The following is a 25,219-nucleotide window of genomic DNA, read 5'->3' as shown; positions in this document are numbered from 1 at the left end:
GACCGCGGGCCTTCAGCAGGGAGTTTCAACGCGCGCATGACCCACAATCCCGGCACGAGCGAAATCGTGATCAACGGCCGCTTCCTGATGCAGCCCGTGACCGGCGTGCAGCGCGTGGCGCGCGAATTGACGCGGGCGCTCGATCGGCTGGTGGCCGAGGAGCACCCTGGTGTGAGGGTGCGGCTGGTGTGTGAGCCGGAGGCGCAACTCGATGATCTGGCGCTGGTCGCAACCACGGTGGAGCGGGCTCCGGGCAGATGGGGCGGGCGGATCGGCGGGCATGTGCGCGGACATGCCTGGGAGCAGCTGGTGCTGCCGCGCCGGGTACGCGGAGGACATCTGCTGTGCCTTGGCAACACCGCCCCGCTTGCCGCGCTCCATGCCCGGCACGGGGTGACGGTGATGATCCATGACTTGTCGTATCGCCAATTCCCCCGCGCCTATCGGCTGCATTACCGGATGGGGCACCACATCATGCTGCCCTCGCTGCTGCGGCGGGCGCAGACGATCCTCACCGTTTCGGAGCGGGAGAAGGCCATGCTGGCCGCGCTGCGCCCCGAAGCACGCGGACGCATTCGCGTGGCGCAAAACGGCGGCTGGGGCGGTGGGCCGGGCGAGCGGAACGCGGATGCCCCTGCGCTCGTCGAACAGCCAGTGCCCGGCTATCTGCTTTATGTCGGCTCGCTTTCGCGGCGCAAGAACATCCACGGCGTGCTCGCCGTCGCGGTGCGGCTCGCGCGGGAGGAAGGGCTTGCCACGCTGATCGTGGGCGGGGGGAGCGACATCCTCGCACCCATCACGGGCGAGGTTCCGGCAGATGTCGCGCATCTGGTGCGCTTTATCGGGCCGGTGACCGAGCTCGACGCGCTGGGGCGCCTCTACCGCGATGCGGGTTGCCTCCTGTTCCCCTCGTTCTACGAAGCAAGCCCGCTGCCGCCGGTGGAGGCGATGCATTTCGGCTGCCCGGTGGTGGTTTCCGCCATTCCGGCGATGACGGAGCGCTGCGGGACGGCGGCGGTCTATTGCGACCCGCACGATGTGGACGACATGGCGAGGGCCGTGCGGCGCGCGCTGGCTGCGCCGGCGGCGTTGGCTACGCGCGGGCGGCTCCACGCTGCGCATTGGACCTGGCGCGATCAGGCGACGCGGGTGCTGGAGGCTGTTCTGGGCGAAGGGTATGAAGCGGGGCGCCGCCATGCTGCAGGCATTCAGGCGGAAGGGGCAAGCAGCGAAGGATTTATGCTGGCGGGAAGCAAGGTCCCTGCCCCGCGCACGATGCCAAGCGGATCGGACGCGGGCGAGGTTCAGCGGCCCTGACAAAATGGCCCGCCGGAGCGCTGCGGGCGTTCCGGCGGGCCAGGTGCAAGGCAGGAGGCGGGAGAGGTCCTGCCAACTCGTCAGCAGGCCCCTTCACCGCGCAGCACCGAGGGCACGGTGAGCAGCAGGATGCGCAAGTTGAGCGCGAACGAGCGAGAGCGGGCATAGGCAAGATCGAACGCGACGCGGCGGCGATAGCTTGTCCGGTCCTGGCGCTTCACCTGCCACAGGCCGGTGATCCCGGGCTTGAGGCTGCAATAGACCGGGAAGTGACGACCATAGCGCGCCGCTTCCCCCGCCACGATCGGGCGCGGGCCGACAAGGCTCATTTCGCCGCGCAGCACGTTGACGAGCTGCGGCAGTTCATCAAGGCAGCTGCGGCGCAGGAACCGCCCCAGCGGCGTGATGCGTGGATCGCTGCGCAGCTTTTGGGTCTCTTGCCATTCGGCGCGGGCTGCCGGATCGGTTTCGAGGAGGTGAGCTAGCCGCGCATCGGCATCGACCGTCATCGAGCGGAATTTGAGGCAGCGGAACGCGCGTCCGCCCTGCCCCAGCCGCACATGGGCGAAAAGCAGCGGCCCCGGATCAAGCAGCTTGACCGCAAGCGCCACGGCCAGGAGCACCGGCGCCAACAGCACGAGCGCGGTGGCGGCGCCGAGCAGATCAAGCACACGGATCGCCCGGGCATGGCGCACTGCGGGCAGCACAGGACGTGGCGGCAAGCGCCGGCGCGGCGGAGCCGGAGCAACCAGGCGCGGAGGCGGCAGGGGCCGCGCGGCAGCGGCGCGGCCGGCATAGGGGGGAGCGGCGGAATCGTGCGCCCAGGGTTCGCTCTGGGCCGGCATGAGGCTGTTCACTGCTTCAGGTCTCCATTGAGGCCCGCACGCCGGAAGAGGCGGCAGTGGCAGCAGAATGGAGCCTGGCGCGGCGCCGGTCAGGCGGTGATGCCCCCGGGACGGTTGGATAAGGATGCGCGGAAACGCTTGACGCGGTCGCTTCAGACGAAGCGGCTGACCCCCCACACGATTGCGGCCCAGAGCAGTGCCGAGCTCGCAACCGGGAAGGCCACGCGCATCCAGCCGGGGTAAAGCTCGTCGGTCAGCGGCTCAGGCGGCGTGGTCAGCTGGGCAAGGCCGGCCTGCAGCTGGTGCACCGGCGAAGGTGCCGGAACCGCCAGTTCATCGGCCAGCCGGGCAGGTGAGGCATCTTTGGCCGGTGCACGCAGAGCCTCGGCCCCGGCATCGGGTGCGCCAGGCAAAGGCGCGGTCGTGGCACTGTACGCACGCGGCAGGGGAGCGGGCATGGGGAACCTCCACGACCGAACCTAGCGCGGCGGCGTGAAGCGATGGTTCCGCGAATCTACGTATTTCTACTTAAGTATCTGCAAGATAGGACGTTTCTGCCGCACCGCACAATCGCCTCCATCTCGGAGCAGTCTACGCCCGGTCGGCCCCGCTGAGCGGTTCGCCATCGACCGGATAGCCGGCATCGGCTGGAATCACCAGCCAGCGCTCGCCCTCGCGCAGTTCGATGCGCGGGGTGACGGTGACGATGGGGGTGGCGACGGCATGGTCACGCGCTGCGGAAAAATCGCTAAACTGCGCCAAACGTTCGAGATTTCGGCGCGTGGGAAAGATGATCTTGATCGCCTTCTCGTTGGCGAGACGCAGCGCCTCACTCGCGCTGGCCCAGAACAGGTGGCGGTTCTCAGTGGTGTCGGCCGTCACCTCGACTGCGCCGGTGCCAAGGTCGGCAAGATAGAAACGCGTATCAAAGACGCGCATGTTGCGGTGCCGTGGCCACCACCGCGCGAAGGGCACCAGCGCGCTGAAATCGAGTTCCCACGCAAAGGTTTCGAGCACATCGGCAAGGCGCCCGGTTTCAAGCAGCAACGCGCGCGCCGCAGCCGCACGGGCCGCATCGACCGCGCCCGAGAGGCCAACGGCAAGCCCGGTCTCTTCAAGCGTTTCGCGCACCGCGGTGATTCGGCCAGCGGCGTCGGCCGGGTCGAGCGCGTGGCCGGTGCGCGCCATGACCGCTTCGGCGAGGTCCAGATCGGCAGGGTCGACCTTGCCGCCAGGAAAGACCGTGGCCCCGCCGGCAAAGGACAGGCTGCCCGAGCGCTCGACCATCAGGATCTGCGCGGGGCCGCCGGTCGGATCGTGGCGGAACACCACCAGCGTGGCGGCGGGGGTGGCGGGGGCGGCATCCGCGTGTTCGCCCATGTCGTCGAGTTCGTCCATTGTGCGACCATGCTACAGGGGGCAGGCGCTTGCCAAGGGCTGCGGCAATGGTTTGCCGGTCATCCCGTCCAAAGTGACAGGCCCCCTGTCGGCAGACTTTACAGAGCCCTCCCCCAAACCCCCGCCCAACCAGGCCCAAACCACGATTTTTCGGCCACACTGTGAGTTTGGCACGGCTTGTGCTTAGCTTGGTACGTCCTGAGAGTGTCTTCCCAGAGGCGGAACCGTTCCCCCCGGTCTCCCGGTTCCGCCTCTCACAGGCCCCACCGCCTGAAACAGCCCCCCGCGCGCGGATCTACCCCCCACCCGCGCGCGGGGGGATGGACCTCCCTCCCCCAGCTTCACCGCCACGCAAAAACGCGGCCCTGCCGGTGGCGGGGCCGCGTTTGCATTTCGGGGAGCGGCGCTTCGCAGCTTGGCGAAGCGCTTTGCAAAATGATCAGGTCAGGCCGAGGCGACCTCGGCATCGACCATAAGCTGGTGCAGTTCGCCGGCCTGATACATTTCCATCATGATGTCCGAACCGCCGACGAATTCACCCTTCACGTAGAGCTGCGGGATCGTCGGCCAATCGGAGAAAGCCTTGATGCCCTGGCGGATTTCCATGTCCTGCAGCACATCGACCGAGGCGTACTGGACACCAAGGTGATCGAGAATGGCGACCGCCTTGCTCGAGAACCCGCACTGCGGGAACAGCGGCGTGCCCTTCATGAACAGGACGACGTCGTTCGATCCGACGATTTCAGCGATGCGTTCGTTGCTGGACATGGCTCTTGCGGTCTTTCGTGAAAAGTGACGGAGTTCAGGTGGGTACGGCAGTGGTCACTTGCAAGGCGTGGAGCACGCCACCCATCCGCTCACCCAGCGCGCCGTAGACCGCCTTGTGCCGCGCGACGCGGCTGAGGCCGGCAAACGAGGGCGCGACGACATGCGCGGCGTAGTGATCGCCGTCGCCGGCGAGATCGGTGATGGTGACTTCAGCATCGGGGATCGCGGCGCGGATCAGCGCCTCGATCTCGGCCGCGGGCATGGGCATCAGGCTTCGCCCGTGATCTGGCGGCGCGCTTCAATGGCATGGGCGGCGAGCGCGGCGCGGATTTCCGCGTCGTCCACATCGACCCCGGCCGAGATCAGATCGCCGAGCAGCTTGCGCACCACGTCCTCGTCGCCCGCTTCCTCGAACTCGGCCTGCACGACCGAGCGGGCATAAGCCTCGGTCTCGGCGGCATCGAGGCCCATGCGCTCCGCCGCCCAGTGGCCGAGCAGCTTGTTGCGGCGGGCCTGGATGCGGAATAGCGTTTCTTCATCGTGGGCGAACTTGGCCTCTTCGGCGCGCTCGCGGTCCTCGAAGGTGGTCATAGCGGATCTTTCCTATGGACGGGCCGGCCTTACGCGCCGGCGGCTTCGCTTCTGACGGATAGTGGCCCCGGCGGGCGGCTGCAAGGGAGAGCCGCGCAAAATCGCCGTCTTATTCAAGGGCGAGCCCCGTCCACTTCGCGAGGAAGGCGAGCACGTCCGCGCCGCTGGCGATGACCTTGTCGACCGGTTTGCCCGGGCCGTGACCGGCCTGCGCCTCGACCCGAAGGAGATGGGGCCTCGCGCCGATCTCTGCGGCCTGCAGCGCGGCGACATATTTGAAGCTGTGCGCGGGCACGACACGGTCGTCGGTGTCGGCGGTGGTGACGAGAATCGCGGGGTAGTCGGCGCGGGCTCGGATATTGTGGTAAGGCGAATAGGCACGCAGCACGCGCCAGTCGGCCTCGCGCGACGGACTGCCGTAGTCGTCGGTCCAGAAGCGGCCGGTGGTGAAGCGGTCGAAGCGCAGCATGTCCATCACGCCGACATCGGGATTGGCGGCCGCGAAGAGATCGGGGCGCTGGTTGATGACGGCCGCCACAAGCATGCCGCCGTTCGAGCCGCCCTGGATGGCCAGGCCTCGCGGCGCGGCGATGCCCTCGCGCACGAGGTATTCGCCGGCAGCGATGAAATCGTCGAAGCTGTTCTGCTTGTTGGCAAGCCGCCCGGCGTCGTACCACGCGCGGCCAAACTCGCCGCCGCCGCGGATGTTGGCGAGGGCGAAGACGCCGCCCGCCTCGAGCCAGGCCATGCGCACCGCCGAATAGCCCGGGGTGAGCGCGACATCGAAGCCGCCGTAGCCGTAAAGCAGGGTCGGCGCGGCCTTGTTCGTCGCAGCGAGGCTGCGCTTGCGCACCAGGTACATCGGCACGCGCGTGCCGTCCTTCGAGGTGAAACTGCGCTGCTCGACGAGGTAGTCTTCGGGATTGAAGGGCACGTGCGGCACGGCAAAGGGAGTCGCCGCGCCGCTGCGCAGATCGAGGCGGTAGATCGCGGGCGGCTGGTTGAAGCTGGAGAACTGATAGAACGTCTCCGGATCGCCGGGGCGGCCGCCAAAGCCGCTGGCCGAGCCGATCGCATCGACAGTGATCGCGCGCTTGGGCCGGCCCCTCAGATCGGTGACGACTGCGATGCTGCTGCCGCGCTGAAGATAGGAGAGGACAAGCCGGTCACCCACGATACGGCCGGCATCGAGCGTGTCGGTCTTCTCGCCAACCACCTCGCTCCACTTGAGGGCCCCGGGTGCTTTGCGATCGAGATCAAGGCGGACGAGCCGATAGTGCGGGGCGCCGGCATTGGTGACGAACCAGAGCTTGTCGCCGGTACCTTCGACGAACTTCCAGTCGCTCGTCATCTCGGGAACGACGGTGATGGGCGCCCATTCCTGCGCCCTGCCGCGCGCCAGCGGGATGACGCGCAGGACGCGGCGCGGCAGCGTGCTGGCCGAGGACAGGATGACGGCCCAACGCCCATCGGACGAGACCGAGACGCGGTGGTTCCAGTCACGGTGATCGGGGGTCGAAAAGACCAGCACATCGGCGCTTTGCGGGGTGCCTATGCGGTGGAACCAGATCGCCTTGTCGTAGACCGGGGCGCGGTAAGCCTCGCCCGCAGGGGGTTCGGGATAGCGGGCGTAGAGGAAGCCAGCGTCTCCGACCCAGCCGATGGCGGTGTCGTTGGCCCATTCGAGCCGGTCTTCGAGCACTCTGCCCGAACCCACGTCAACAACGCGGATCGTGCGCCAGTCGCTGCCGTCCCGCTGCTGGGAGAAGGCAAGAAGGCGCCCGCCCGGCGAAGGCACCCAGGCATCGAGCGTGCGCAGCCCGGCATCCCCGGTTCCCTGCCAGCCGTTCGGATCGACAAGCAGGCGGCCCTCGCCGCTCAGCCCTTCGCGCACGTAGAGCGCGGCCTGGTTCTGCAGGCCACTGTTGCGCGTGTAGAAATAGCGGCTGCCGGCCTTGCGGGGCAGGCTGAAGCGTTCGTAGGCAAAGAGGCTGCGGATCTTGTCGCGCAATGCGTCGCGGCCGGGCAGTTGGGCAAGGTAGGCGGAGCTTGCCGCATTCTGCTGCGCGACCCAGCCTGCGACTTCGGAACTGGCGCGAACGTCCGCCTCGAGCCAACGGTACGGGTCGGCAAGGTCCTCACCGAACTGGCGCTCGATCAGCGAATCGCGGCGCGTGGCGGGATAACGGGGCGCCAAGAGCGTGGTGATCGCCGCACGGTCCGCGGCCGCGGATGGCGCATCGCCTGTACCGGAACGGATAGGCAGGCCGTGAAGCGGCGCGGCCAGCGCCTCGGCCTCCTCATGGGCCATGGCCCCCGGCGCAAGCAGCACGGCTGCCGTTACCAGAACCGCCCTTCCGATCCTTCCCACGATTTTCATCTTTATGCGCGGCGGTTTAGCACCACACGGGGGCAGTGGGCGAGAGCGAAAATGCGCTTGGCCGAAAGCAAGGGTTTGGCAAGGTTTGCGGGCTTTGTGGCGTGGCAGCCGGTGTTGTGCGGTGCGGCCCCCGCCCTCAAAAGCCTGCTAGCCTTTCGCTCATCCTGAGCCCGTCGAAGGCCAAAGGAGGCCGGTGGGAAGGCTGCACTTGTTCCACCGACAAGCTCGGCATGAGCGGGTCTTGACTGGGGACGAACCTGCTAGGCGCACATGAAAAGGGGCGGAGCCTTTCGGCTCCGCCCCAGTTTTCTCCCGATCCATTTCTGGCGCGGGATCCGGCGGCCTCAGGCCGCTTCGTATTCGTCTTCGTCCGCGTTCATCACCGGGCCCGAGTCGAGACCCTTGGCGCTGGTGTCGCGATCAACCAGTTCGATCACGGCCATGGGCGCCGCGTCCGAAGCGCGGTAACCGGCCTTGATGATGCGGGTATAGCCACCAGCGCGGCCGGCATAGCGCTCGGCCAGGGTGGTGAAGAGCTTGCCGAGCTGCGCGTCGTCGAGCAGGCGGGCATGCGCCAGGCGGCGGTTGGATAGGCCGCCGTGCTTGCCAAGCGTGATCAGCTTTTCGATGTAAGGACGCAGTTCGCGCGCCTTGGGCAGCGTGGTGGTGATCTGCTCATGCTTGATAAGCGCTGCCGCCATGTTGCGCATCAGCGCGCGGCGGTGCGAGGATGTACGACCCAGCTTGCGCTGGCCCAGCTTGTGACGCATCGGTCTTCTCCGTTCGTTAGGGGCCCGTATCAGGTAGCCCGTACCAGGCGGCTTTCAGGGTCGCCGCCAAGAACCCGTTGGGGCGCTCCGTTGCGGAAGCGCCCCCGATCCGGTTCAGCCCAGAAGCTCTTGCTCGAGCTTCTTCGCCATTTCCTCAATGTTCTCCGGCGGCCAGCCGGGGATGTCCATGCCGAGGCGCAGACCCATCGAGGAAAGCACTTCCTTGATTTCGTTGAGCGACTTGCGGCCGAAGTTCGGCGTGCGCAGCATCTCCGCTTCGGTCTTCTGCACGAGATCGCCGATGTAGATGATGTTGTCGTTCTTGAGGCAGTTGGCCGAGCGCACCGAGAGCTCCAGTTCGTCCACCTTCTTGAGCAGGTAGCGGTTGAGCTGGTTGGCGTCGCTCTCTTCCGGCGTGTGGATGGCCATGCCGCCGCCCATGGCGGGCGCGTGGCCGCTGGGCAGCTGGTCATCGAAGTGCACGAAGAGCGAAAGCTGGTCCTGCAGGATGCGCGCCGCATAGGCGACCGCGTCTTCCGGCGTGACAGTGCCGTCGGTCTCGACCGTCAGGTTGAGCTTGTCGTAGTCAAGCTCCTGACCGATGCGCGCGTTGTCGATCTTGTAGGAAACCTGGCGAACCGGCGAATAGAGCGAGTCGATCGGGATCAGGCCGATCGGCGCGTCGATCGGACGGTTGGCCACGGCAGGGACGTAGCCCTTGCCGGTGTCGGCCGTCAGTTCCATGTTGAAGGTCGCGCCCTCGTCGAGGTGGCAGATCACGAGGTCCTTGTTCATGACCTCGATGTCGCCGCTCACCGCGATGTCGCCCGCCTTGACCTCGCCCGGGCCGGTGGCCGAAAGCTGAAGGCGCTTGGGACCTTCGCCCTGCATGCGCAGCGCGATCTGCTTCACGTTGAGCACGATGTCGGTCACGTCCTCGCGCACGCCGGCGAGCGAGGAGAATTCATGCAGCACGTTCTCGATCTTGATCGAGGTGACCGCAGCGCCCTGGAGCGAAGAGAGCAGCACACGGCGAAGCGCGTTGCCGAGCGTGAGGCCAAAGCCGCGCTCGAGCGGTTCGGCGACAAACGTAGCGCGCCGCTTGGGATCATTGCCGGGCTTGATCTCGAGGGTGTTGGGCTTCTTCAGTTCCTGCCAATTCTTAATGTTGACGGACATGGAATTCCCCTAGGGTTATCAGATGATGCCGGCGATCGGCCGAAGGGCCGCCGCCGATCAAAGTATTGGGCGGGCGCGGTTCGCGGGGACTCGCCCCGGCGCCGCACCTGCCGAAGGCAGGATCAGACGCGGCGACGCTTCGAGGGGCGAACACCGTTGTGCGGGATCGGCGTCACGTCGCGGATCGCGGTAATCGTGAAGCCGACCGCCTGAAGCGCGCGCAGCGCGCTTTCGCGGCCCGAACCGGGACCCTTGACTTCGACTTCAAGGGTACGGACGCCATGTTCGGCGGCCTTCTTGCCCGCGTCGTCTGCCGCGACCTGCGCGGCATAGGGCGTCGACTTGCGGCTACCCTTGAAGCCCATCGCGCCGGCGGACGACCACGAGATGGCATTGCCCTGCGCGTCGGTGATGGTGATCATGGTGTTGTTGAAGCTGGCATTGACGTGCGCGACACCACTGGTGATGTTCTTGCGCTCCCGCCGTTTAATGCGCTGAGGTTCGCGAGCCATTGTACTGAGATCCTGTCGAAATAGGTTGCTGCGAAGTCGGGGCTATGGAAAGCCGCCTTACTTCTTCTTGCCGGCGATCGCCTTGGCCTTGCCCTTGCGGGTGCGGGCGTTGGTGTGGGTGCGCTGACCGCGGACCGGCAGGCCCTTGCGGTGACGCAGGCCGCGGTAGCAGGCCAGGTCCATCAGGCGCTTGATGTTCATCGCGGTTTCGCGGCGAAGATCACCCTCGACAGTGTGGTCCGCGTCGATCGTCTCACGGATCTGGAGCACTTCGGCGTCCGACAGATCCTGCACGCGGCGGGTGTGATCAATCCCGAGCTTGTCGGCGATCTGCTTGGCCTTGTGCGCACCGATTCCGTGAATGTAGGTAAGCGCAATGATAACGCGCTTGTTGGTGGGGATATTGACCCCGGCAATACGAGCCACTTGTTTCTCCATGCTCCACAGGGCGAAGGCGGCGGCGCAAACGCCGGGCCAAGCCCCATCTCATCGCGATTCCCCCGAGGCACGAAAGAGGATTTGCCAGAAGGAGGCCCGGAAAAATCTCGGGTTCCCAACCGACGCAATAACCCTTGACGTGTCGGGTGAATGGCGCGCTTAGGCTGATTCGAACAAACCGTCAACCACAAACACACGCCAAAACGGGGCCTTGGCGCCTTGGGGCGTGGCCGCGTTTGCTGATGGCGCTCCATACCGTATTGCCGGGGCAAGGTCAAAGCCGACCGCCGTATCGGACCCTTCCCTTTGATGGGCGGCCTTGCCGTTTCACCGTGCCCTGTTAACGCAGCATCCGGGCAGCGTCCCGGATTTCGAGTAGCGGGAGCAACCGGCACATGCAGGACGGGACTGGGGTCAACGAGCGCACGCTGATTCGAAAGATCGCGTGGCGGACCCTGCCGCTGATCCTGCTGAGCTATTTCGTCGCGGTGATCGACCGCGGCAACATCAGCTTTGCCGCCGCGACCATGAATGCCGACCTCGGCTTCAGCGAGACGATCTACGGCTTTGGCGCCTCCGCCTTTTTCCTGGGTTACGCGCTGTTCGAAGTGCCCTCGAACCTGCTCCTCGCGCGGTTCGGGGCAAGGCGCTGGCTGGCTCGGATCATGCTGACTTGGGGCCTGATCTCGATCGCCACCGCCTTCATCCGCAGCCCCGTGCAGTTCTACGCGATGCGCTTTGCGCTGGGGGTGGCCGAAGCGGGCTTCTACCCGGGGGTGATCCTCTATCTCACGAGCTGGTTCCCCGGCGCGCACCGCGCCTGGGCGATCAGCCGCTTCTATGTGGCGCTGCCGCTCTCGTTCATCGTGATGGGATCTCTTGCCGCGCCGCTGCTGGCGATGGACGGGCTCGCGGGGATGCAGGGCTGGCAATGGCTACTCATCATGGAAGGGCTGCCTTCAGTAGTGCTGGCCGCGGTGCTGCTGCTCGCACTGCCCGACCGGCCCGAGACCGCGCGCTGGCTGAACGCGGCGGAGCGCGCCTGGCTTGGGGACGCGCTGGCGGTGGAGACCGCCGCGGCCGGCGATCACGGGCACAGCCTGCTGCGCGCGCTGACCAACCGCTATGTCCTGCTGCTCGGCATGGCCAATGCCTGCAATTTCATCGCGATCAACGCGATCGTGTTTTCCGCGCCCCGGCTGCTGGCGCATGACACCGGGTTCGGCGTTGCGGGCGTGGGGCAGATCGTTTCGGCCAGCGGCGTGGCCATCGCGCTGGGCCTGCTGCTTGTCGGTACGGTGGCAGGACAGACCGTGGCGCGCACGGTGGCGGCCTATATCGGACTAGTCCTCCTGGCAGGGGCGGGGCTCGTGCTGCTCTGGCTGGGCGGGACGGGCGAGACCTCGATCGGGGGATATATTCTGTTCATGGCAGCCTCGCAGGTCGCGGGGATGTTGCCGCTCGCGATGGTGAGCCGCCTGATCCTCGCCGCCGACCGCGCCGGGGGCCTCGCCATGGCCAATACGATCTCGCAGAGCGGCGCGTTTGTGGGGCCGATCCTGTGGGGCGTGCTCGCGGATCGGACAGGGAGCTATCACCTTGGCGTAGCGCTGCTTATCCCGATGATGGCCGGATCGGCGGCCTTCGCCATGCTGGTGCGGGCAAGGAGCATGCAATTGCCCTGAGGCCTTTGCGCCAGACCTTGCCTATCGAACACCAGGCAACGGCAACCGCCACGCCACCGCCCATTTATGGCCGCCAATCTTGACCGCTCCTCGCGCCTTCTGGCGTGCGAGCAGAGCCTTGAGCTCCGCAAGATGGGCAGAAGGCAGAAAAAGACTGTAAACATCCACCCGCTGCACTGTCGCCGGATCCTTAAGTCCCGGCCAGTCTCGCGGCCAATCAATTGAGGCCTCCGGCGCATACTCGTATGGCCAGATCATCACTTCGATATTCTTCGGCAACCACGGTTTTGCATCGGCAACTTCAAACTTTCGCAGCGCCAACACGGTGTCGATCATTTGCGGCGAGAGCTTGCCCTGCCTTTCCCCGCTCGGGACCCGCCCGTAAATCCTGACGCCGCTAACCTTGCCATTCTCGCTTAGCAAAACGCTGGTTGTTGGTTGGTCTGTCGCGTCCGAAACCTCGATGTTGACCACCTCATCAGCAAGGCGCGCTGAAGCGACGATCCGCGCCACTTCGTTTGCCGGCAAAACGGCCGTCAAGAAGTTCTCGCCCTTGCGATAAATGACTGTCCCATCATCGTAGAGCACAAACGATGGGACATCGCTGCCTATGACCATGAGCCATGGGTTGGTTTCGACGAAGACGACCACGGGACGTGCGGCTTGCTCGTCTGAAGAGATAGCCGGAGCCGCTTCTGCGGCACATGGGGCCGCGCTTATGGCCGCTGCAAATGTCAGGGCAATTCCGAAGATGACGGGGTAGAGCTTCATCACCTTAGCCTAGCGCGACCAAGTTCAACCGCAAACAGAAGGGGGTGGACGCGTCTAACATCCGCCCCCTTCCCGATTTCGCAAGGCTAAACGGAAATCACACCACGCCGAAGGCCAGCATCGCGTCGGCCACTTTCTTGAAGCCGGCGATATTCGCGCCCTTCACGTAGTCGACATAGCCGCCGCCCTGATCGCCGTAGGCAAGGCAGGACTGGTGGATGCCGAGCATGATGTCCTTGAGCATCTGCTGGAGTTCCTCCTCCTTCCACGAGCGGCGTTCGGAGTTCTGGCTCATTTCGAGGCCCGAAACCGCGACGCCTCCGGCGTTGCTGGCCTTGCCCGGGGCGTAGAGGATCTTCGCCGCCTTGAAGGTGTGCACGCCATCGAGGTCGGTCGGCATGTTGGCGCCTTCGGCCACGGCCTTGCAGCCGTTGGCGACGAGCATCTTCGCGTCCTCGCCCAGCAGTTCGTTCTGCGTGGCGCAGGGCAGCGCGACATCGCAGGGCACGCCCCACGGCGTCTTGCCCTTGACGAAGCTCGCCTTGGGGAAGGCGGCGACATATTCTTCAATGCGGCCGCGGCGGACGTTCTTGAGGTCCTTCACCCAGTTGATCTTGTTCTGGTCGATGCCATCGGGATCATGGATGTAACCGCCCGAATCCGAGAGCGTCAGCACCTTGCCGCCCAGCTGGACAATCTTTTCGGCCGCATGGGTTGCCACGTTGCCCGAACCGGAAATAACCGCCGTCTTGCCGGTGAGGTCTTCGCCCTTGGTCGCCAGCATGTTGGCGAGGAAATAGACTGCGCCGTAGCCGGTCGCCTCGGTGCGGATCAGCGAGCCGCCCCATTCGAGGCCCTTGCCGGTGAGCACGCCTGTGAAGTGGTTGGTGATCCGCTTGTACTGGCCGAACATGTAGCCGATCTCGCGCCCGCCCACGCCGATATCGCCCGCCGGAACGTCGACGTCGGCGCCGATGTGGCGGTAGAGTTCGGTCATGAAGGACTGGCAGAAGCGCATGATCTCGCGCGCGCTCTTGCCCTTGGGGTTGAAGTTCGAGCCGCCCTTGCCGCCGCCCATCGGCAGGCCGGTCAGCGCGTTCTTGAAAGTCTGCTCGAAGGCGAGGAACTTCAATACGCTTTCGGTGACGCTGGGGTGGAAGCGGATGCCGCCCTTGTAGGGGCCGATCGCATTGTTGTTCTGCACGCGCCAGCCGCGCTGGACGCGGATGTTGCCGGCATCGTCCTCCCAGCACACGCGGAACGAGACGACACGGTCCGGCTCCGCAATGCGGCGCAGGATCTGCTGCGAGTGATATTGCTCCTTGTCTTCCATGAATTCGAAGATGTCTTCGGCAACTTCCTGCACGGCCTGGACAAATTCCGGCTGGTACGGGTTGCGCTTCTTGACGCCTTCCATGAAGGTCGGCAGGTCGACGTGATCGGAAACGGCCACAGCATTCTCCCCCTTTGCGAGGCCGGAAATCGGCGTCGCGATTTTTATGCGACCACTTGTCAAGTCGCCCGTCCGGTCTGGCCCGGCGAGTCGCTTTTTATCCTGGGGAGACTACCCGGTTTTGTTACCCGCGCCAGTGCAGTGGCGCACATGCTGCGCCGATCAGGGCGAAGGCGGGCCGCCAAGCGCCGCATCGAAGGCGGCATTGGCATCGCGGTGCGCTTCGTCCTCGGGATCGGGGGCCTTGGGAGCGGGTGGTCTGGCAGCAGGCTTGACCGGGGCCTTGACCGGGGCAAGCTTGGCAGGCGTTTTGGCCACCTGTTTGGCGGCCGGCTTTGCTGCAGGCTTTGCTGCGACTTTCACCGCGGCAGCGGGAGGCGGCGCGGCTGCGGCCGGATTTGCCTCGGGCGCGGGCTTGGCGGCTGGTTTTGGTGAAGGCTTTGCTGCAGGCGCGGCGCCGCGAGCGGGCGGCAGACTGTAGTTCACCGCGCTGCCGAGCGGCCCGACAGTCTTTTGCGCTGGCGGGAGTTCGGCATCGGGGGCTGGCGTACCGGCTTCGGGCTTGGGCGCGGGGACCTCGGCCACAGGCCCGAGTTTGCTGGCGAGGCTGCCAAGCTGGGCCGTGAGCATGCGGTCCACCGCTGGTGCGATTTCATCGACCTTGTAGCGCATGAAGCCACCGACAACGTACTCGAACAGGATGCGCGAGCCCTTCTCGGTCGGCTTGACCGTGATCGTCATCGTCGCGGCGAGTGCCTCGCTCTGCAGCGGCCCGAGCGCCCCTGCGAGACGCAGCGCACGCGGCGGTTCGATGTAGAGGACGCGCATATGCTGCACGCCGCCCGGCTTCTGCGTGAGCGGTGCGCCTTCGGGGCGCGGCAAGACCTCGCAGAAACAGCCGCCGACTTGCGGATCGAGCGTGAGATTGGCGGCGTCACCCGAAAAGGTGTGCTGGCCCTGCCACCAATACGCGGGGGTGAGGATGGCCTTCCACGCATCGGCCGGACTGGCCGTGACTTCGCTGGCGATGCGCACGACGAAGCCGGTTTCGCTGCGGGTGACAACATCAGCGCGGGCCGGTTGGGCGATGAAGGGGAGTGCCGCCAGCAGCAGCATGGCGCCCCTGCGCCTGCTCGAACCTGACCGCATCACCCGTCTCCCGCCGCAGCGCCGGTGCGGCGCCGCTGCGGGTTTATACTAGAATGGCCTCGATGGCACCCGTCACGGCGTCCATATCGGCCATACCGTCAACGCGGCTGACAATGCCGCGCGCTTCGTAGATGGGAAGGATCGGCGCGGTCTTTGCGCGGTATTCGGCCATGCGCGTGCGCACGGTTTCCTCGTTGTCGTCGGGGCGGCGCTTGAATTCGTGGCCACCGCACTTGTCGCAGGTGCCCTCCACCGCCGGCTTCTCGAAGGTGTCGTGATAGCCCTTGCCGCAGGTGGCGCAGGTGTAGCGCCCGGTGATCCGCTCGACGAGCGCGTCCTCGTTGACCTCGAGCTCGATCACATGATCAAGCGCGCGGCCGCGCGAGGTGAGAATGGCATCGAGGGATTCTGCCTGAGGCGCGGTACGCGGATAACCATCAAAGATCGCGCCCATGCCTTCGGGCATGGCATCGAGTTCATCGCCGATGAGCGCCGACACGATCTCGTCCGACACGAGTTCGCCCGCTTCCATCACCGCCTTGGCCTTCAGCCCGACGGGCGTGCCCGCCTTCACCGCGGCGCGCAGCATGTCGCCGGTGGAAAGCTGCTTCATGCCATGCCGCTCGACGAGCCGCTGTGCCTGGGTACCCTTGCCCGCCCCCGGCGGCCCCAACAGGATGATGTTCACGCCTGCAATCCCCTCTTTACCGCCCGCCGGTTTCGAGCTGTGCCGCCCGACCCCCGGGCGACCCGCTCAGCGCATGCGGCCTTTCAGCTTGGCCTTCTTGATCAGGTCGCCATACTGGTGCGCCAGCAGATGCGACTGAATCTGGGTAATCGTATCGACCGTTACGTTGACCACGATGAGCAGGCTGGTGCCGCCGAAGAACAGCGAACCCATGCCGGTTTCGGCCATGATCGCCTCGGGGACCACGCAGACTACGGTGATGTAGGCTGCGCCCAGCACGGTGATGCGCGTCAGAACGTAATCGAGATACTTCTCGGTGTTCTTGCCCGGACGGATGCCCGGAATGAAGCCGCCGTTGCGCTTGAGATTGTCGGCCGTCTCTTCCGGATTGAACACGATCGCGGTGTAGAAGAAGCTGAAGAACACGATCCCCAGGGCGTAGAGCACCATGTAGACCGGCTTGCCGTGGCCCAGATACTGGTTCAGCCCGACGATGACCTGACCCCAGGTGGAATCGGGAGACACCGAGCGGCCGGCAAACTGCGTGATGGTAAGCGGCAGCAGCAGCAGCGAGCTTGCGAAGATCGGCGGGATCACGCCCGCGGTGTTGAGCTTCAAGGGCAAGTGGCTGCGGTCTGCCGCCATCGTCCCGCGCTGGGTGACGCGCTTGGGATACTGGATCAGCAGGCGGCGCGAGGCGCGCTCGAAGAAGCAGATGAAGATGACAACCGCGACCAGCATCGCGAACACGCCGAAGATCAGGAACGGGCTGAGCGCACCGGTGCGGCCCTGTTCGAACATGTTGCCGAAGAACGTCGGCATCTGGGCGACAATGCCCGCCATGATGATCAGCGAGACGCCATTGCCGATGCCGCGGCTGGTGATCTGCTCGCCCAGCCAGAGCAGGAACATGGTGCCGCCGATAAGGCTGATCACCGCGCCGATGCGGAAGATATAGCCCGGATCGACCACCGCCTGCAGCCCGCTCGATGCGCTGAACGCCTCAAGCCCGACGGCGAGGAAATACCCCTGGATCGCAGTGAGGAACACCGCGCCGTAGCGTGTGTACTGGTTGAGCTTCTTGCGCCCGCTCTCGCCTTCCTTCTTGAGCGCGGTGAGCGCCGGGTGAAGCGAGGCGGCAAGCTGCACCACGATCGAGGCCGTGATGTAGGGCATCACGCCGAGCGCGATAAGGCTCATGCGCTGGAGCGAACCGCCCGAGAAAGCATTGAAAACATCGAGGATGCCGCCCTGGGTGCGCTTGTAGAGCTCCTCCAGGATCATCGGGTTGACGCCCGGCAGCGGCACAAAGCTCAAGAACCGGAACACGATCAGCGCGCCGACCGTAAACCAGATGCGCGACTTGAGCTCGGTCGCCTTGGAGAAGTTGGCCAGATTGAGCGTGCTGGCGATGTTGTCGGCGCGGGATGCCATTGTGGGGTTTCAAGCCTTGCTGCTGGGCCGACTGCGAAAGTTCCGCATGGCCTTCTTGGCTAGCCCATATAGGGAGGGTTCGGCAATGTCGAACCCCCCGCCAGCCATTTCACGGCATGATGGGAGACGAAAAAACCGGCGGGGGCGGCGCTAGCCCTGCCCCCGCCCGCTTTTGCCTTACTTCGCTGCCTTGGCCGCGGCCTTGTTGGCCTCGCGGCGGCCGGTCTTCTTCTCGTGCTCGCTGGGCTGTGCCTCGGGCAGGGTGACCGAGCCGCCGAGCGCCTCGACCGCCGCACGGGCGCCCTTGCTGACGCCTTCGACCGCGAAGCTGACCTTGGTGGTGAGTTCACCCTTGGCGAGGAGGCGCACGCCGTCCTTGCCGCCGCGAGCAAGGCCGGCGGCCTTGAGCGCGGCATGGTCAACCACGCCGTCGGTGGCAAGCTTGCCCGAATCGATCGCCTTTTGGATCATGCCGAGGTTCACTTCAGCGAAGTCCTTGGCGAAGATGTTGTTGAAGCCGCGCTTCGGGATGCGCATGTGAAGCGGCATCTGGCCGCCTTCGAACCCGTTGACCGACACGCCCGAGCGCGCCTTTGCGCCCTTCTGGCCGCGTCCGGCGGTCTTGCCCTTGCCCGAGCCGATGCCGCGGCCCACGCGCATGCGGCCCTTGCGGGCGCCATAATTGTCGGAGAGTTCGTTAAGCTTGGTCATGGTGTAGCACTCGCTTTCGCTTTGAGTCGCGCTGATGGAAGGCGGGCCCTTAGGCGAAGCGGTGGCGAATGTCACGCCCGGATCGACCTCGGAACCAGAGGGCAACCCCTCCATTCCGGACCGCACGGGTCTTGCGCCGCTGCTGCGCTGGTCGCAGGCTGGATATCAGACCGAACCGGAGAGCGCCCATGCGCCGTAGCTCCTTATTGATCGCCACGCTCGTCGGCTGCTGCCTAACCCCGGTCGCCAGCCTTGCAGCGCCAAGCCAGAACGCGTTCCAGCGCGAAATGATCCAGCGCATCGCCAAGGCCACCGGCAGCAAGGTCGAAGCCTCAGGGGACGACTGGCAGCAATTGAACGTCGATCGCGGCGGGCCGGACAAGAACATGTTCATCAATGTCGGCCGCATCTGGTCCTATTGCCAGAATGCATCTGCCAAGGAATGTGATGAGGCCAAGGCTCGCTTCGTCAGGGCCTTGACGGAAACGCCTCCGCCAGCGCGGCGAGAGGATCTGCGGCTGATCGTGCGAGATCAGGTCTATGTGGATTACGTGCGCTCGGTCGCGACGGCGGACAAACCCTACGCAGCAGCCATCAGGCAGATCGGCGATGATCTCTATGCCATCCTTGCGGTGGACAGCCCGGAGACGACGGCAATTGCCAACCCCGAGACGCTGACAAAGCTGGGGCTTTCGGTGGCGGAGGCCTGGGACATTGCCGACCGCCAGACCCGGGCGAAGCTGCCTCCCCTGCCCGCGCCGGACGCGTTGCTGAAGCAGCCGACAGCCTTTGCCGACTACGACTACCTCGGCAGTCTGCTGACCCAGCGCGACGTCTTCGAGAAGATCGCAGCGGTAGTCGGGCCAGACCTGTTCGTCACCGTGGTGTCGGACCGCTTCGTCTTCGTGGCGGCCCTCCCCGATGGCCTGGCGCTCGAAGGCTTTGCCGACACAGTTCGCAAGGACTGCGCCCAGCAGGAGCGCTGCATCTCCCCACACATCTACCGGCTCCGCGACGGGCAGTGGCGGATCGCGGAGAAAGGCGGCCGCTGACCCCTCGCGCCGCTCAGGCGTTGGGCAGGTGCGAACCGAGGTGCTTGCCCGCAAGATAGCCGAACGTGAGCCCCGGCCCCAGCGTCCCGCCCGCGCCGCCATAGGCCTCGCCCAGCACCGCCGCCATGGCATTGCCCGCCGCATAGAGCCCCGGGATGGGGTTGCCGTCCCAATCGACCACTTGCGCGTCCGCATTGGTCTTGGGCCCGCCGCAGGTGCCCAGCACGCCCGATTCCATCTGCACCGCGTAGAACGGCCCCTGATCGATCAGGCCCAGCGTGCGGTAGGGCGGATCGAACGCAGGATCGCCCCACATGTAGAAGTTGTCGTATGTGTTGTCGCCGCGCTGGAAATCATCGTCGTGGCCGGCGCGGACCATCGTGTTGAAGCGCGCGACGGTGGCTGAAAGGCCCGCCGGATCGATGCCCGCGATTTCGGCAAGGCCTTCGAGCGTTTCGGCCTGCATCATGTAGGAGGGGATCGGCGAGCCGGGCGGCGAGTTGAACGTGGGGTACTTGTCCTTGTAGCGCTGGTCGATGATCAGCCAGTAGGGCACGTTGGGATAGCTGTGGGTCGCGGCGTCGAAGGCAATGATCGCCTTGCCCAGCGCGTTGTAGTTGACCGCCTCGTTGACGAAGCGCTTGCCCGCCCGGTTGACGAGGATCGCACCGGGGCGCGCTCGCTCGTCCGAACCGAGCATGTAGTTCGGCCGCGCGCCGCGCTGCGGCTTCATCTCGAGCGCGCTCTGCATCCAGAATGCGTTCTGCATGTTGCCGAGCTGCGCGCCCGCCTCGATCGCCATGAGGAGGCCGTCGCCCTCGTTTTCCGGCACGCTGACCGGGCCCGTCATCGGCCCGCGCAGGAACGCCTTGACCAGCGCCGGGTTCCATTCGAACCCGCCGGTCGCGATCACCACACCGCGCCGCGCGCGGACGCGGATTTCCCGCCCGTCGGCTTCCTCGGCCACCACGCCGATGATGCGGTCGCCATCCTTGACGAGCTTGCGGGCGCGGGTTTCGAACGCGACCGGGATGCCCCGCTCGACCACCGCGCAGAACAGCGCGCCGACCAGCGCCTGACCGAGCGCGCGGTAGTCGCCGCGCTCGCGCTCGGCGAGTTCGGCCTCGCCCAGCGAACCCTCGACCGCTTCCTTGAGGCTGGCGCGCAGCGGATAGGCCATCTTGCTGGGGTTGACCCGCGCGGCCCACTTGCCAAGCCGCTCGAACGAGAACGCGGCATTGTCGAGACTGCGCCCCCCATCAGGCTTGGCGCCCGGCGCATAGGGCTGATAATCGGGAAAATCAGTGAAGGCGTGAAGCCGTACCGGTGTCTTCTCCTCGAGATAGCGGACCATTTCGCGCCCGCCCTCCATGAAGGCCCAGAGCGTATCGGGATCGAGCTGGCCGGGGGCAAGCGCATCAAGATAGGCGACAACGTCCTCGTCAGCCTCGGTCACACCGGCGGCGAGCTGATGATGGTTGCCCGGGATCCACAGCATCCCGCCCGACATCGCCGTGGTGCCGCCAACCATGCCGCTGCGCTCGATGATCAGCACGTCACGCGCGCCGTGATCGTGGGCCGAAGCAGCCGCAGCAAGCGCCGCGCCGCCTGAGCCGAGCACGACGACATCCGCTTCGCGATCCCACGCATTCCCCTGAGGCACTGCCTGTCTCCCGTCATCAAGCGCATGCATCACCCCATCGGCTTCAGCCTTGCTCAGCGCTTGTTCCGGCCCCGGCGTAGGCCGCGCCGCGCGGGAATACACCCTGCTACTTGTTCTAGGAATTGCGCCCCAATCGACGCCCGGAACCACCCGGTTGCGCCGGTCTGCCGGTTCAGGAACGGGCAAGGACGGATCGTGGAGTATGGCTCGCCTTGGGGCGGCTCCAGCATCCGCTTTCCAAGACCTGGGACCTCGGATAGACCTTCAGGCTATCCGGCAACGGGCCCAGTGAGGGGAGAGGAACCGATGATCCAGACCAGCCATGCCCGTATCGCGATGCTGTGCATCGGCGCGGCCCTGCCCGCCGCGCTGGCCGCACAGCCGGCGCCTGCGCCGTCCCCCGCTCCTTCCGGTTCGGCGCAGGGCGATGTCTCGCTCACCATCTACAACAACAATCTGGCGCTGGTGCAGGACATGCGCCAGCTGACTCTGCCCAAGGGCCGTACGCGGCAGGAGTTTCCCGACGTTTCCGCCGCGATCCGGCCCGAAACGGTGACGCTCTCGGGGGAAGGCGCCGGGATCGTCGAGCAGAACTTCGACTACGACCTGCTCTCGCCCGACAAGCTGCTCGACAAGGCCGTGGGCCAGACGGTGACTGTGGTGCGAACCAATCCCGCGACCGGTGCGGAAACGCGCGAGCAGGCGCTGGTGCTCGCCAACAACGGCGGGACGATCGTGCGGATCGGCGAGCGGATCGAGGTGCTCGAACAGATGGGCGCGCGCATCGTGTTTCCCGGCCTGCCGCCAAACCTGCGCGCGCGGCCGACGCTTTCGATCACCCTAAATGCCGCAACGCCCGGCCCTCGCCCGGTCACGCTGAGCTATCTCTCGACAGGCTTCGGCTGGAAGGCGGACTATGTCGCGCTGTTCGACGAGGCGGCGGGCAAGATGGACCTGCAGGGCTGGATCACGCTGACGAACAACACCGGCACGAGCTTCCCCAATGCGCGCGTGCTGCTCGTGGCGGGGCAGCCCGGGGACGACAACGGCGGCAACCGCGGCGGCTGGAACCGGGGCCGTGTTGCCCCGCAGATCGCCTTCAAGCCGGGTACCCAGAGCGCCGACCGGGAGCGGTTGGGCGACTACTATGTCTACCCGATCGCCGGACGCACGACCGTCGCCAATGCACAGCAGAAGCAGGTGAGCTTCCTCGATGTGGCGGGCGCCCCCGCGAGCAAGGGCTACTACTTCCGCAACGACTGGCTCGGCCGTTCGGACGAAGCGCAGAGCTTTGCCACCGTGCTCAACCTGTCGACCGCAAAGGGCAGCGGCGTGGGCGATGCGCTCCCGGCGGGGACGGTGCGCGTCTACATGCGCGATGCGCGCGGGCAGCCGCAGTTCATCGGCGAGAAGGCGATCGATCACACCCCGATGGGCTCGACGCTCTCGCTTCGCACCGGCGAGGCGTTCGACGTGAAAGTGCAGCCGACGGTCGAGAAGCGCGAGACCATCACCTCGGATGAATGGGAGAAAACGGGGCGCTGGCGCGTGACCGTGAACGGCAAGACCGATGACGTGACCGTGGAGCGGCAAAAGGTCTACTGGCGCACGACGATGACCTACAAGGTGACCAATGCGCGGCCCACACCGGTCAAGGTCGAGGTGGTGCAGGCCGGGCTCGACAACTGGTGGAGCGACACGCGGGTGCCTTCGGAGACGGTCAAGGGCACGCAGCGCACGCTCGACGAGCGCAGCTGGACGCTGGATGTGCCCGCAAACGGCGAGACCACCCTCACCGTCCAGTTCGACACGCGCTACTGACCGGGACACCGGCGGTGCGCGCCCTTTCCCTGCTGGCCGCTTCGGTCGCGGCGCTGCCGCTGGGCCTGTCCCTGCCCGCTGCCGCCGAAGAAGCGCGCACGGTGCTTTCGGCCAAGCCCGATACGGTGGCGGTGACGATCTACCGTGCGCCGAACCGCTCGCCCAATGACGCAATGGATCTGGGCTGGCTCGAAGGCTACGCGCTGATCACCGAGACGCGGACGGTGGATATCCCGGCCGGCGCAGCGACGATCCGCTTTGAAGGCGTGGCGGGCGGCATCCTCCCCGAATCCGCGCTGGTCACGGGCTTTCCATCCGGGGTGCGTGAGAAGAACCTCGATGCCGATCTGCTTTCGGCGCGCAATCTCTATGCCCGCGCTTTCGGCCGCCCGGTGATCCTGCGCCGCCACAGCGGCAAGGACGGCAAAGGCAAGGTAACCGAGGAGCGCGCGGTGATCCGCTCCGGCCCGGACGGCGCGGCGATCCTCCAGACGAAGAACGGCTTTGAAGTCGCCGATTGCGGGCGCGGGATTTCGGATGCGTTGGTCTATACCGAAATGCCCGAGGGGCTTTCGGCCAAGCCCACGCTTTCGGTGCGGACGGAAAGCAAGGAAGCGCGGCGCGCGGCGGTTTCGCTGTCCTATCTCGCCTGGGGCTTCGACTGGCAGACCAACTATGTCGTCCGGCTCAACCCAGAGACCGGCAGGGCGGACATGCTGGCGTGGGTGACGCTCGCCAGCAGCGATCCGACGAGCTTCACCGATGCGGCGACGGCGGTTGTGGGGGGTAAGCTGGACCGGGAGGATGCGCGCGAGGCGCAGGCTGCGCAGGACGGCGATCTCGTGCTGCAGTGTTATCTCGGGCGGCGGAACGACATGATGGCGGGCTTCATGCCCCCTGCCCCTCCGCCGATGGCCATGTCCGCTCCGGCTCTGGACGAGATCATCGTCACCGCAAAGCGCATGGACAGCGCGATGCAGGCCGCGCCCCTCGCAGTGACGGTCGCAGAGGAAGCCCTCGGCGACCTCAAGCTCTACCGCGTGCCCATGCCGACCACCGTTGCATCCAACGCACAGAAGCAGGTGGCGATGCATGATCTGAGGGGCGTGAAGTTCAAGACCGTCCACACCGCCAATCTCTGGCTCGGCACCGAGGGCAATCCCCAGATCCGGCTGCGCACGCGCAACCGCAAGGAAGACGGGCTCGGCGTCGCGCTGCCGGGCGGCCCGGTCGCCGTGTTCGAGCCGCATGGCAGCGAGATGCTGCTGGTCGGCGAAGGCGGCATGGCCGACAATGCCGTGAATGAGGACGTCGATATGCGGCTCGGCCTCTCGCCGGGGGTGAACATCAAAGTCGAGACGCTGAAGAACGGCGAGAAGGCCGACGATCTCGAGGCCACCGTGACCAATGCCAACCCCTGGCCGATCAGCTTTGAGGGCACGATCATGATCAACGACGGGCAGAAACTCGAGCGCCCCTCGGTGCGCCTCACCCGCAAGTTCGGCCGCCCCACCTGGAACGCGACCGTGCCCGCCAATGGCGAGGCCAAGCTGCGCTACCGCATCGTCGATCCCGACTGAGCCGGCCGCTTCCCGCCGATCAGCGCCGCCGCCGGACCGTTGGGCACTGCCTCGGGCGATCCCATCGCCACCTCAGCGCGTGCACGCTCCGATGCGCTTGCGGCCAGCAGCGATCCTCAAGGCGTGCACAAGGGGCCGGTGCAGTACAGCTTCACATAGACCTCCCCGCGGATCTGCCAGCCCGTCGGGGCCTTGAACCAGTGCGCGAGATAGTCGCCGCCATAGCGGGTGTCGCGCTTGAGCGCGGTCCATGTACCGTGCTCCACCGCCCGCTGCCCGGTTTCGGAGACGCTGACGCGCGCCGGGGTGCGGATGTAGGTGCCGAACGCGGGATCGGCAAAATCACGCGCGAAGAAGGTCTGCAGCCCTGCCTTGCCCACCGACGAGGTGCCATTGCTCCAGACGAAGACCGCATCATCGGCGAACACGGGCAGGAAACCCGCCATGTCGTGCGCGCGTATGGCCGCGTTGCTGCGGGCGCGCAGGGCGCGGATGGTATCGGCATCGGCGGCAAAGGCGGATGCCGTCGCCGCCCCGGGATCGAGGTCCGATGCTGCGGCAATCCGCCAGATCCCGTTTCGCTTCACCCAAGTGTCGGTGAACACCCGGCGCAGCGGCTTCAATTCGGGCGCGGGGCCACGCTCGCTTTCGTGCCCCTGCGCGATGGCGGTATCGCCGAAGAAGCGCACTCGCAGATCATCGACATGGTCGAAGGTGTTGTTTGGCCCGGTGCGCGCCCAGGTCAGGGCCTCCTGCTTGTTATAGAGCGTGCCATCCGGCTGGGCGCCGACGAAACCGTCATCGAGCAGGCGGTCGAGCGCCGCGGCATCTCCGCTCACGAACGCGCCGCCGAAGGCATCCTCGCCTCTGGTGATGGCGGCAATATCATCGGCCTCGGGCGGCGGTGCGGCGCCCGCCAGCATTAGGACCATGGCTCCGGCCAGACCAAGCCCAGCGATCGAATGCATTCCAGATTTTGCCACCGCGAGTACCCCTGCAACGAACCCACACGCA

The 25,219-nt window shown here is 66.1% G+C and carries 25 protein-coding genes; 6 read left to right on the top strand and 19 right to left on the bottom strand.

Translation table 11 applies throughout. The annotated features are described in order from the left end of the window. Nucleotides 1-36: 36 nt before the first annotated feature. The gene (locus WCL10_RS16105; protein ID WP_336896683.1) at nt 37-1,317 is read left to right on the top strand and encodes a glycosyltransferase family 1 protein; all 1,281 of its coding nucleotides are present in this window, start codon (nt 37-39) and stop codon (nt 1,315-1,317) included. 80 nt (nt 1,318-1,397) lie between these two features. On the opposite strand, the gene WCL10_RS16100 is transcribed toward WCL10_RS16105, so the two are convergent. The 11 genes from WCL10_RS16100 to rpsM form a co-directional block, all read right to left on the bottom strand. Further along, nucleotides 1,398-2,174: a sugar transferase gene (locus WCL10_RS16100; protein ID WP_336896682.1), complete on the bottom strand. Its 777-nt coding sequence runs from the start codon at nt 2,172-2,174 to the stop codon at nt 1,398-1,400. Nucleotides 2,175-2,314: 140 nt separating this feature from the next. Next, entirely contained in the window at nt 2,315-2,620 is a 306-nt protein-coding gene (locus WCL10_RS16095) for a hypothetical protein (protein WP_336896681.1), read from the bottom strand. Nucleotides 2,621-2,753: 133 nt separating this feature from the next. Beyond that, the gene (locus WCL10_RS16090) at nt 2,754-3,560 is read right to left on the bottom strand and encodes an NUDIX hydrolase (RefSeq protein ID WP_336896680.1); all 807 of its coding nucleotides are present in this window, start codon (nt 3,558-3,560) and stop codon (nt 2,754-2,756) included. Between the two features lie 444 nt (nt 3,561-4,004). Next, nucleotides 4,005-4,328: a Grx4 family monothiol glutaredoxin gene (grxD, locus tag WCL10_RS16085; RefSeq protein ID WP_336896679.1), complete on the bottom strand. Its 324-nt coding sequence runs from the start codon at nt 4,326-4,328 to the stop codon at nt 4,005-4,007. A gap of 34 nt (nt 4,329-4,362) precedes the next feature. After that, complete coding sequence (locus tag WCL10_RS16080) at nt 4,363-4,596, bottom strand: BolA family transcriptional regulator (RefSeq protein ID WP_292942906.1); 234 nt, start codon at nt 4,594-4,596, stop codon at nt 4,363-4,365. Next, on the bottom strand, nt 4,596-4,919 hold the full coding sequence (locus tag WCL10_RS16075) for a DUF1476 domain-containing protein (RefSeq protein WP_336896678.1): 324 nt from the start codon (nt 4,917-4,919) through the stop codon (nt 4,596-4,598). Before WCL10_RS16075 ends, WCL10_RS16080 begins: the two co-directional genes overlap by 1 nt. 109 nt (nt 4,920-5,028) lie before the next feature. After that, nucleotides 5,029-7,290, bottom strand: a complete 2,262-nt coding sequence (locus WCL10_RS16070; RefSeq protein ID WP_336896677.1) for a prolyl oligopeptidase family serine peptidase — start codon at nt 7,288-7,290, stop codon at nt 5,029-5,031. A gap of 353 nt (nt 7,291-7,643) precedes the next feature. Continuing rightward, a complete protein-coding gene (gene rplQ, locus WCL10_RS16065) occupies nt 7,644-8,069 on the bottom strand; it encodes a 50S ribosomal protein L17 (RefSeq protein ID WP_336896676.1) in 426 nt (141 codons plus the stop codon). Between the two features lie 114 nt (nt 8,070-8,183). Then, nucleotides 8,184-9,248, bottom strand: a complete 1,065-nt coding sequence (locus WCL10_RS16060) for a DNA-directed RNA polymerase subunit alpha (RefSeq protein ID WP_336896675.1) — start codon at nt 9,246-9,248, stop codon at nt 8,184-8,186. Between the two features lie 122 nt (nt 9,249-9,370). Beyond that, nucleotides 9,371-9,760 carry a 30S ribosomal protein S11 gene (gene rpsK, locus WCL10_RS16055; protein WP_336896674.1) on the bottom strand — a complete coding sequence of 130 codons (390 nt, stop codon included), beginning with the start codon at nt 9,758-9,760 and terminating at the stop codon, nt 9,371-9,373. 57 nt (nt 9,761-9,817) lie between these two features. Next, the gene (rpsM, locus tag WCL10_RS16050; RefSeq protein WP_292929888.1) at nt 9,818-10,186 is read right to left on the bottom strand and encodes a 30S ribosomal protein S13; all 369 of its coding nucleotides are present in this window, start codon (nt 10,184-10,186) and stop codon (nt 9,818-9,820) included. A 407-nt stretch (nt 10,187-10,593) separates the two neighbouring features. On the opposite strand from rpsM, the gene WCL10_RS16045 reads away from it, so the two are divergent. Then, nucleotides 10,594-11,883, top strand: a complete 1,290-nt coding sequence (locus tag WCL10_RS16045) for an MFS transporter (protein WP_336896673.1) — start codon at nt 10,594-10,596, stop codon at nt 11,881-11,883. 21 nt (nt 11,884-11,904) lie between these two features. Here the strand turns inward: WCL10_RS16045 and WCL10_RS16040 are convergent, their stop codons facing one another. The 6 genes from WCL10_RS16040 to rplO form a co-directional block, all read right to left on the bottom strand. Beyond that, nucleotides 11,905-12,654 (bottom strand): hypothetical protein, encoded by a 750-nt coding sequence (locus tag WCL10_RS16040; RefSeq protein ID WP_336896672.1) that lies wholly within the window; start codon nt 12,652-12,654, stop codon nt 11,905-11,907. A gap of 97 nt (nt 12,655-12,751) precedes the next feature. Beyond that, a complete protein-coding gene (gene gdhA, locus WCL10_RS16035) occupies nt 12,752-14,107 on the bottom strand; it encodes an NADP-specific glutamate dehydrogenase (RefSeq protein ID WP_336896671.1) in 1,356 nt (451 codons plus the stop codon). Nucleotides 14,108-14,269: 162 nt separating this feature from the next. Beyond that, nucleotides 14,270-15,223, bottom strand: coding sequence for an SRPBCC domain-containing protein (locus WCL10_RS16030; RefSeq protein WP_336896670.1), 954 nt, complete (start codon nt 15,221-15,223; stop codon nt 14,270-14,272). Between the two features lie 76 nt (nt 15,224-15,299). Further along, entirely contained in the window at nt 15,300-15,944 is a 645-nt protein-coding gene (locus WCL10_RS16025) for an adenylate kinase (RefSeq protein WP_336896669.1), read from the bottom strand. Nucleotides 15,945-16,010: 66 nt separating this feature from the next. After that, a complete protein-coding gene (gene secY, locus WCL10_RS16020) occupies nt 16,011-17,378 on the bottom strand; it encodes a preprotein translocase subunit SecY (RefSeq protein WP_336896668.1) in 1,368 nt (455 codons plus the stop codon). Between the two features lie 177 nt (nt 17,379-17,555). Continuing rightward, nucleotides 17,556-18,089: a 50S ribosomal protein L15 gene (gene rplO, locus WCL10_RS16015; protein ID WP_336896667.1), complete on the bottom strand. Its 534-nt coding sequence runs from the start codon at nt 18,087-18,089 to the stop codon at nt 17,556-17,558. Nucleotides 18,090-18,123: 34 nt separating this feature from the next. On the opposite strand from rplO, the gene WCL10_RS16010 reads away from it, so the two are divergent. Together WCL10_RS16010 and WCL10_RS16005 are read left to right on the top strand one after the other, a co-directional pair. Then, on the top strand, nt 18,124-18,288 hold the full coding sequence (locus WCL10_RS16010) for a hypothetical protein (RefSeq protein ID WP_336896666.1): 165 nt from the start codon (nt 18,124-18,126) through the stop codon (nt 18,286-18,288). Continuing rightward, nucleotides 18,278-19,141, top strand: a complete 864-nt coding sequence (locus WCL10_RS16005; RefSeq protein ID WP_336896665.1) for a hypothetical protein — start codon at nt 18,278-18,280, stop codon at nt 19,139-19,141. The genes WCL10_RS16010 and WCL10_RS16005 overlap by 11 nt, the downstream gene beginning before the upstream one ends. 13 nt (nt 19,142-19,154) lie before the next feature. Here WCL10_RS16005 and WCL10_RS16000 read toward each other — a convergent pair whose 3' ends face one another. Continuing rightward, the gene (locus tag WCL10_RS16000) at nt 19,155-20,804 is read right to left on the bottom strand and encodes an FAD-dependent oxidoreductase (RefSeq protein ID WP_336896664.1); all 1,650 of its coding nucleotides are present in this window, start codon (nt 20,802-20,804) and stop codon (nt 19,155-19,157) included. A 306-nt stretch (nt 20,805-21,110) separates the two neighbouring features. Here WCL10_RS16000 and WCL10_RS15995 point away from each other — a divergent pair, with 306 nt between their 5' ends. Beyond that, nucleotides 21,111-22,625, top strand: a complete 1,515-nt coding sequence (locus WCL10_RS15995) for a DUF4139 domain-containing protein (RefSeq protein WP_336896663.1) — start codon at nt 21,111-21,113, stop codon at nt 22,623-22,625. A 14-nt stretch (nt 22,626-22,639) separates the two neighbouring features. Further along, complete coding sequence (locus tag WCL10_RS15990) at nt 22,640-24,205, top strand: hypothetical protein (RefSeq protein ID WP_336896662.1); 1,566 nt, start codon at nt 22,640-22,642, stop codon at nt 24,203-24,205. A 116-nt stretch (nt 24,206-24,321) separates the two neighbouring features. On the opposite strand, the gene WCL10_RS15985 is transcribed toward WCL10_RS15990, so the two are convergent. Continuing rightward, complete coding sequence (locus WCL10_RS15985) at nt 24,322-25,173, bottom strand: nuclear transport factor 2 family protein (protein WP_336896661.1); 852 nt, start codon at nt 25,171-25,173, stop codon at nt 24,322-24,324. Nucleotides 25,174-25,219 lie beyond the last annotated feature (46 nt).

It is taken from the genome of Novosphingobium sp., assembly GCF_037133355.1.
In the GTDB taxonomy this organism is placed as follows: Bacteria; Pseudomonadota; Alphaproteobacteria; order Sphingomonadales; family Sphingomonadaceae; genus Novosphingobium.
This window is presented reverse-complemented; position numbering and strand designations above follow the sequence as displayed.

Excerpts from the sequence above, each read along its gene's own strand:
- WCL10_RS16105 (WP_336896683.1), top strand. The coding sequence starts at position 37 with ATGACCCACAATCCCGGCACGAGCGAAATCGTGATCAACGGCCGCTTC.
- WCL10_RS16095 (WP_336896681.1), bottom strand. The coding sequence starts at position 2,620 with ATGCCCGCTCCCCTGCCGCGTGCGTACAGTGCCACGACCGCGCCTTTG.
- WCL10_RS16090 (WP_336896680.1), bottom strand. The coding sequence starts at position 3,560 with ATGGACGAACTCGACGACATGGGCGAACACGCGGATGCCGCCCCCGCC.
- grxD (WP_336896679.1), bottom strand. The coding sequence starts at position 4,328 with ATGTCCAGCAACGAACGCATCGCTGAAATCGTCGGATCGAACGACGTC.
- WCL10_RS16080 (WP_292942906.1), bottom strand. The coding sequence starts at position 4,596 with ATGCCCATGCCCGCGGCCGAGATCGAGGCGCTGATCCGCGCCGCGATC.
- WCL10_RS16075 (WP_336896678.1), bottom strand. The coding sequence starts at position 4,919 with ATGACCACCTTCGAGGACCGCGAGCGCGCCGAAGAGGCCAAGTTCGCC.
- rplQ (WP_336896676.1), bottom strand. The coding sequence starts at position 8,069 with ATGCGTCACAAGCTGGGCCAGCGCAAGCTGGGTCGTACATCCTCGCAC.
- WCL10_RS16060 (WP_336896675.1), bottom strand. The coding sequence starts at position 9,248 with ATGTCCGTCAACATTAAGAATTGGCAGGAACTGAAGAAGCCCAACACC.
- rpsK (WP_336896674.1), bottom strand. The coding sequence starts at position 9,760 with ATGGCTCGCGAACCTCAGCGCATTAAACGGCGGGAGCGCAAGAACATC.
- WCL10_RS16045 (WP_336896673.1), top strand. The coding sequence starts at position 10,594 with ATGCAGGACGGGACTGGGGTCAACGAGCGCACGCTGATTCGAAAGATC.
- WCL10_RS16040 (WP_336896672.1), bottom strand. The coding sequence starts at position 12,654 with ATGAAGCTCTACCCCGTCATCTTCGGAATTGCCCTGACATTTGCAGCG.
- WCL10_RS16030 (WP_336896670.1), bottom strand. The coding sequence starts at position 15,223 with ATGCTGCTGCTGGCGGCACTCCCCTTCATCGCCCAACCGGCCCGCGCT.
- secY (WP_336896668.1), bottom strand. The coding sequence starts at position 17,378 with ATGGCATCCCGCGCCGACAACATCGCCAGCACGCTCAATCTGGCCAAC.
- rplO (WP_336896667.1), bottom strand. The coding sequence starts at position 18,089 with ATGACCAAGCTTAACGAACTCTCCGACAATTATGGCGCCCGCAAGGGC.
- WCL10_RS16010 (WP_336896666.1), top strand. The coding sequence starts at position 18,124 with ATGGAAGGCGGGCCCTTAGGCGAAGCGGTGGCGAATGTCACGCCCGGA.
- WCL10_RS16005 (WP_336896665.1), top strand. The coding sequence starts at position 18,278 with ATGCGCCGTAGCTCCTTATTGATCGCCACGCTCGTCGGCTGCTGCCTA.
- WCL10_RS15995 (WP_336896663.1), top strand. The coding sequence starts at position 21,111 with ATGATCCAGACCAGCCATGCCCGTATCGCGATGCTGTGCATCGGCGCG.
- WCL10_RS15985 (WP_336896661.1), bottom strand. The coding sequence starts at position 25,173 with ATGCATTCGATCGCTGGGCTTGGTCTGGCCGGAGCCATGGTCCTAATG.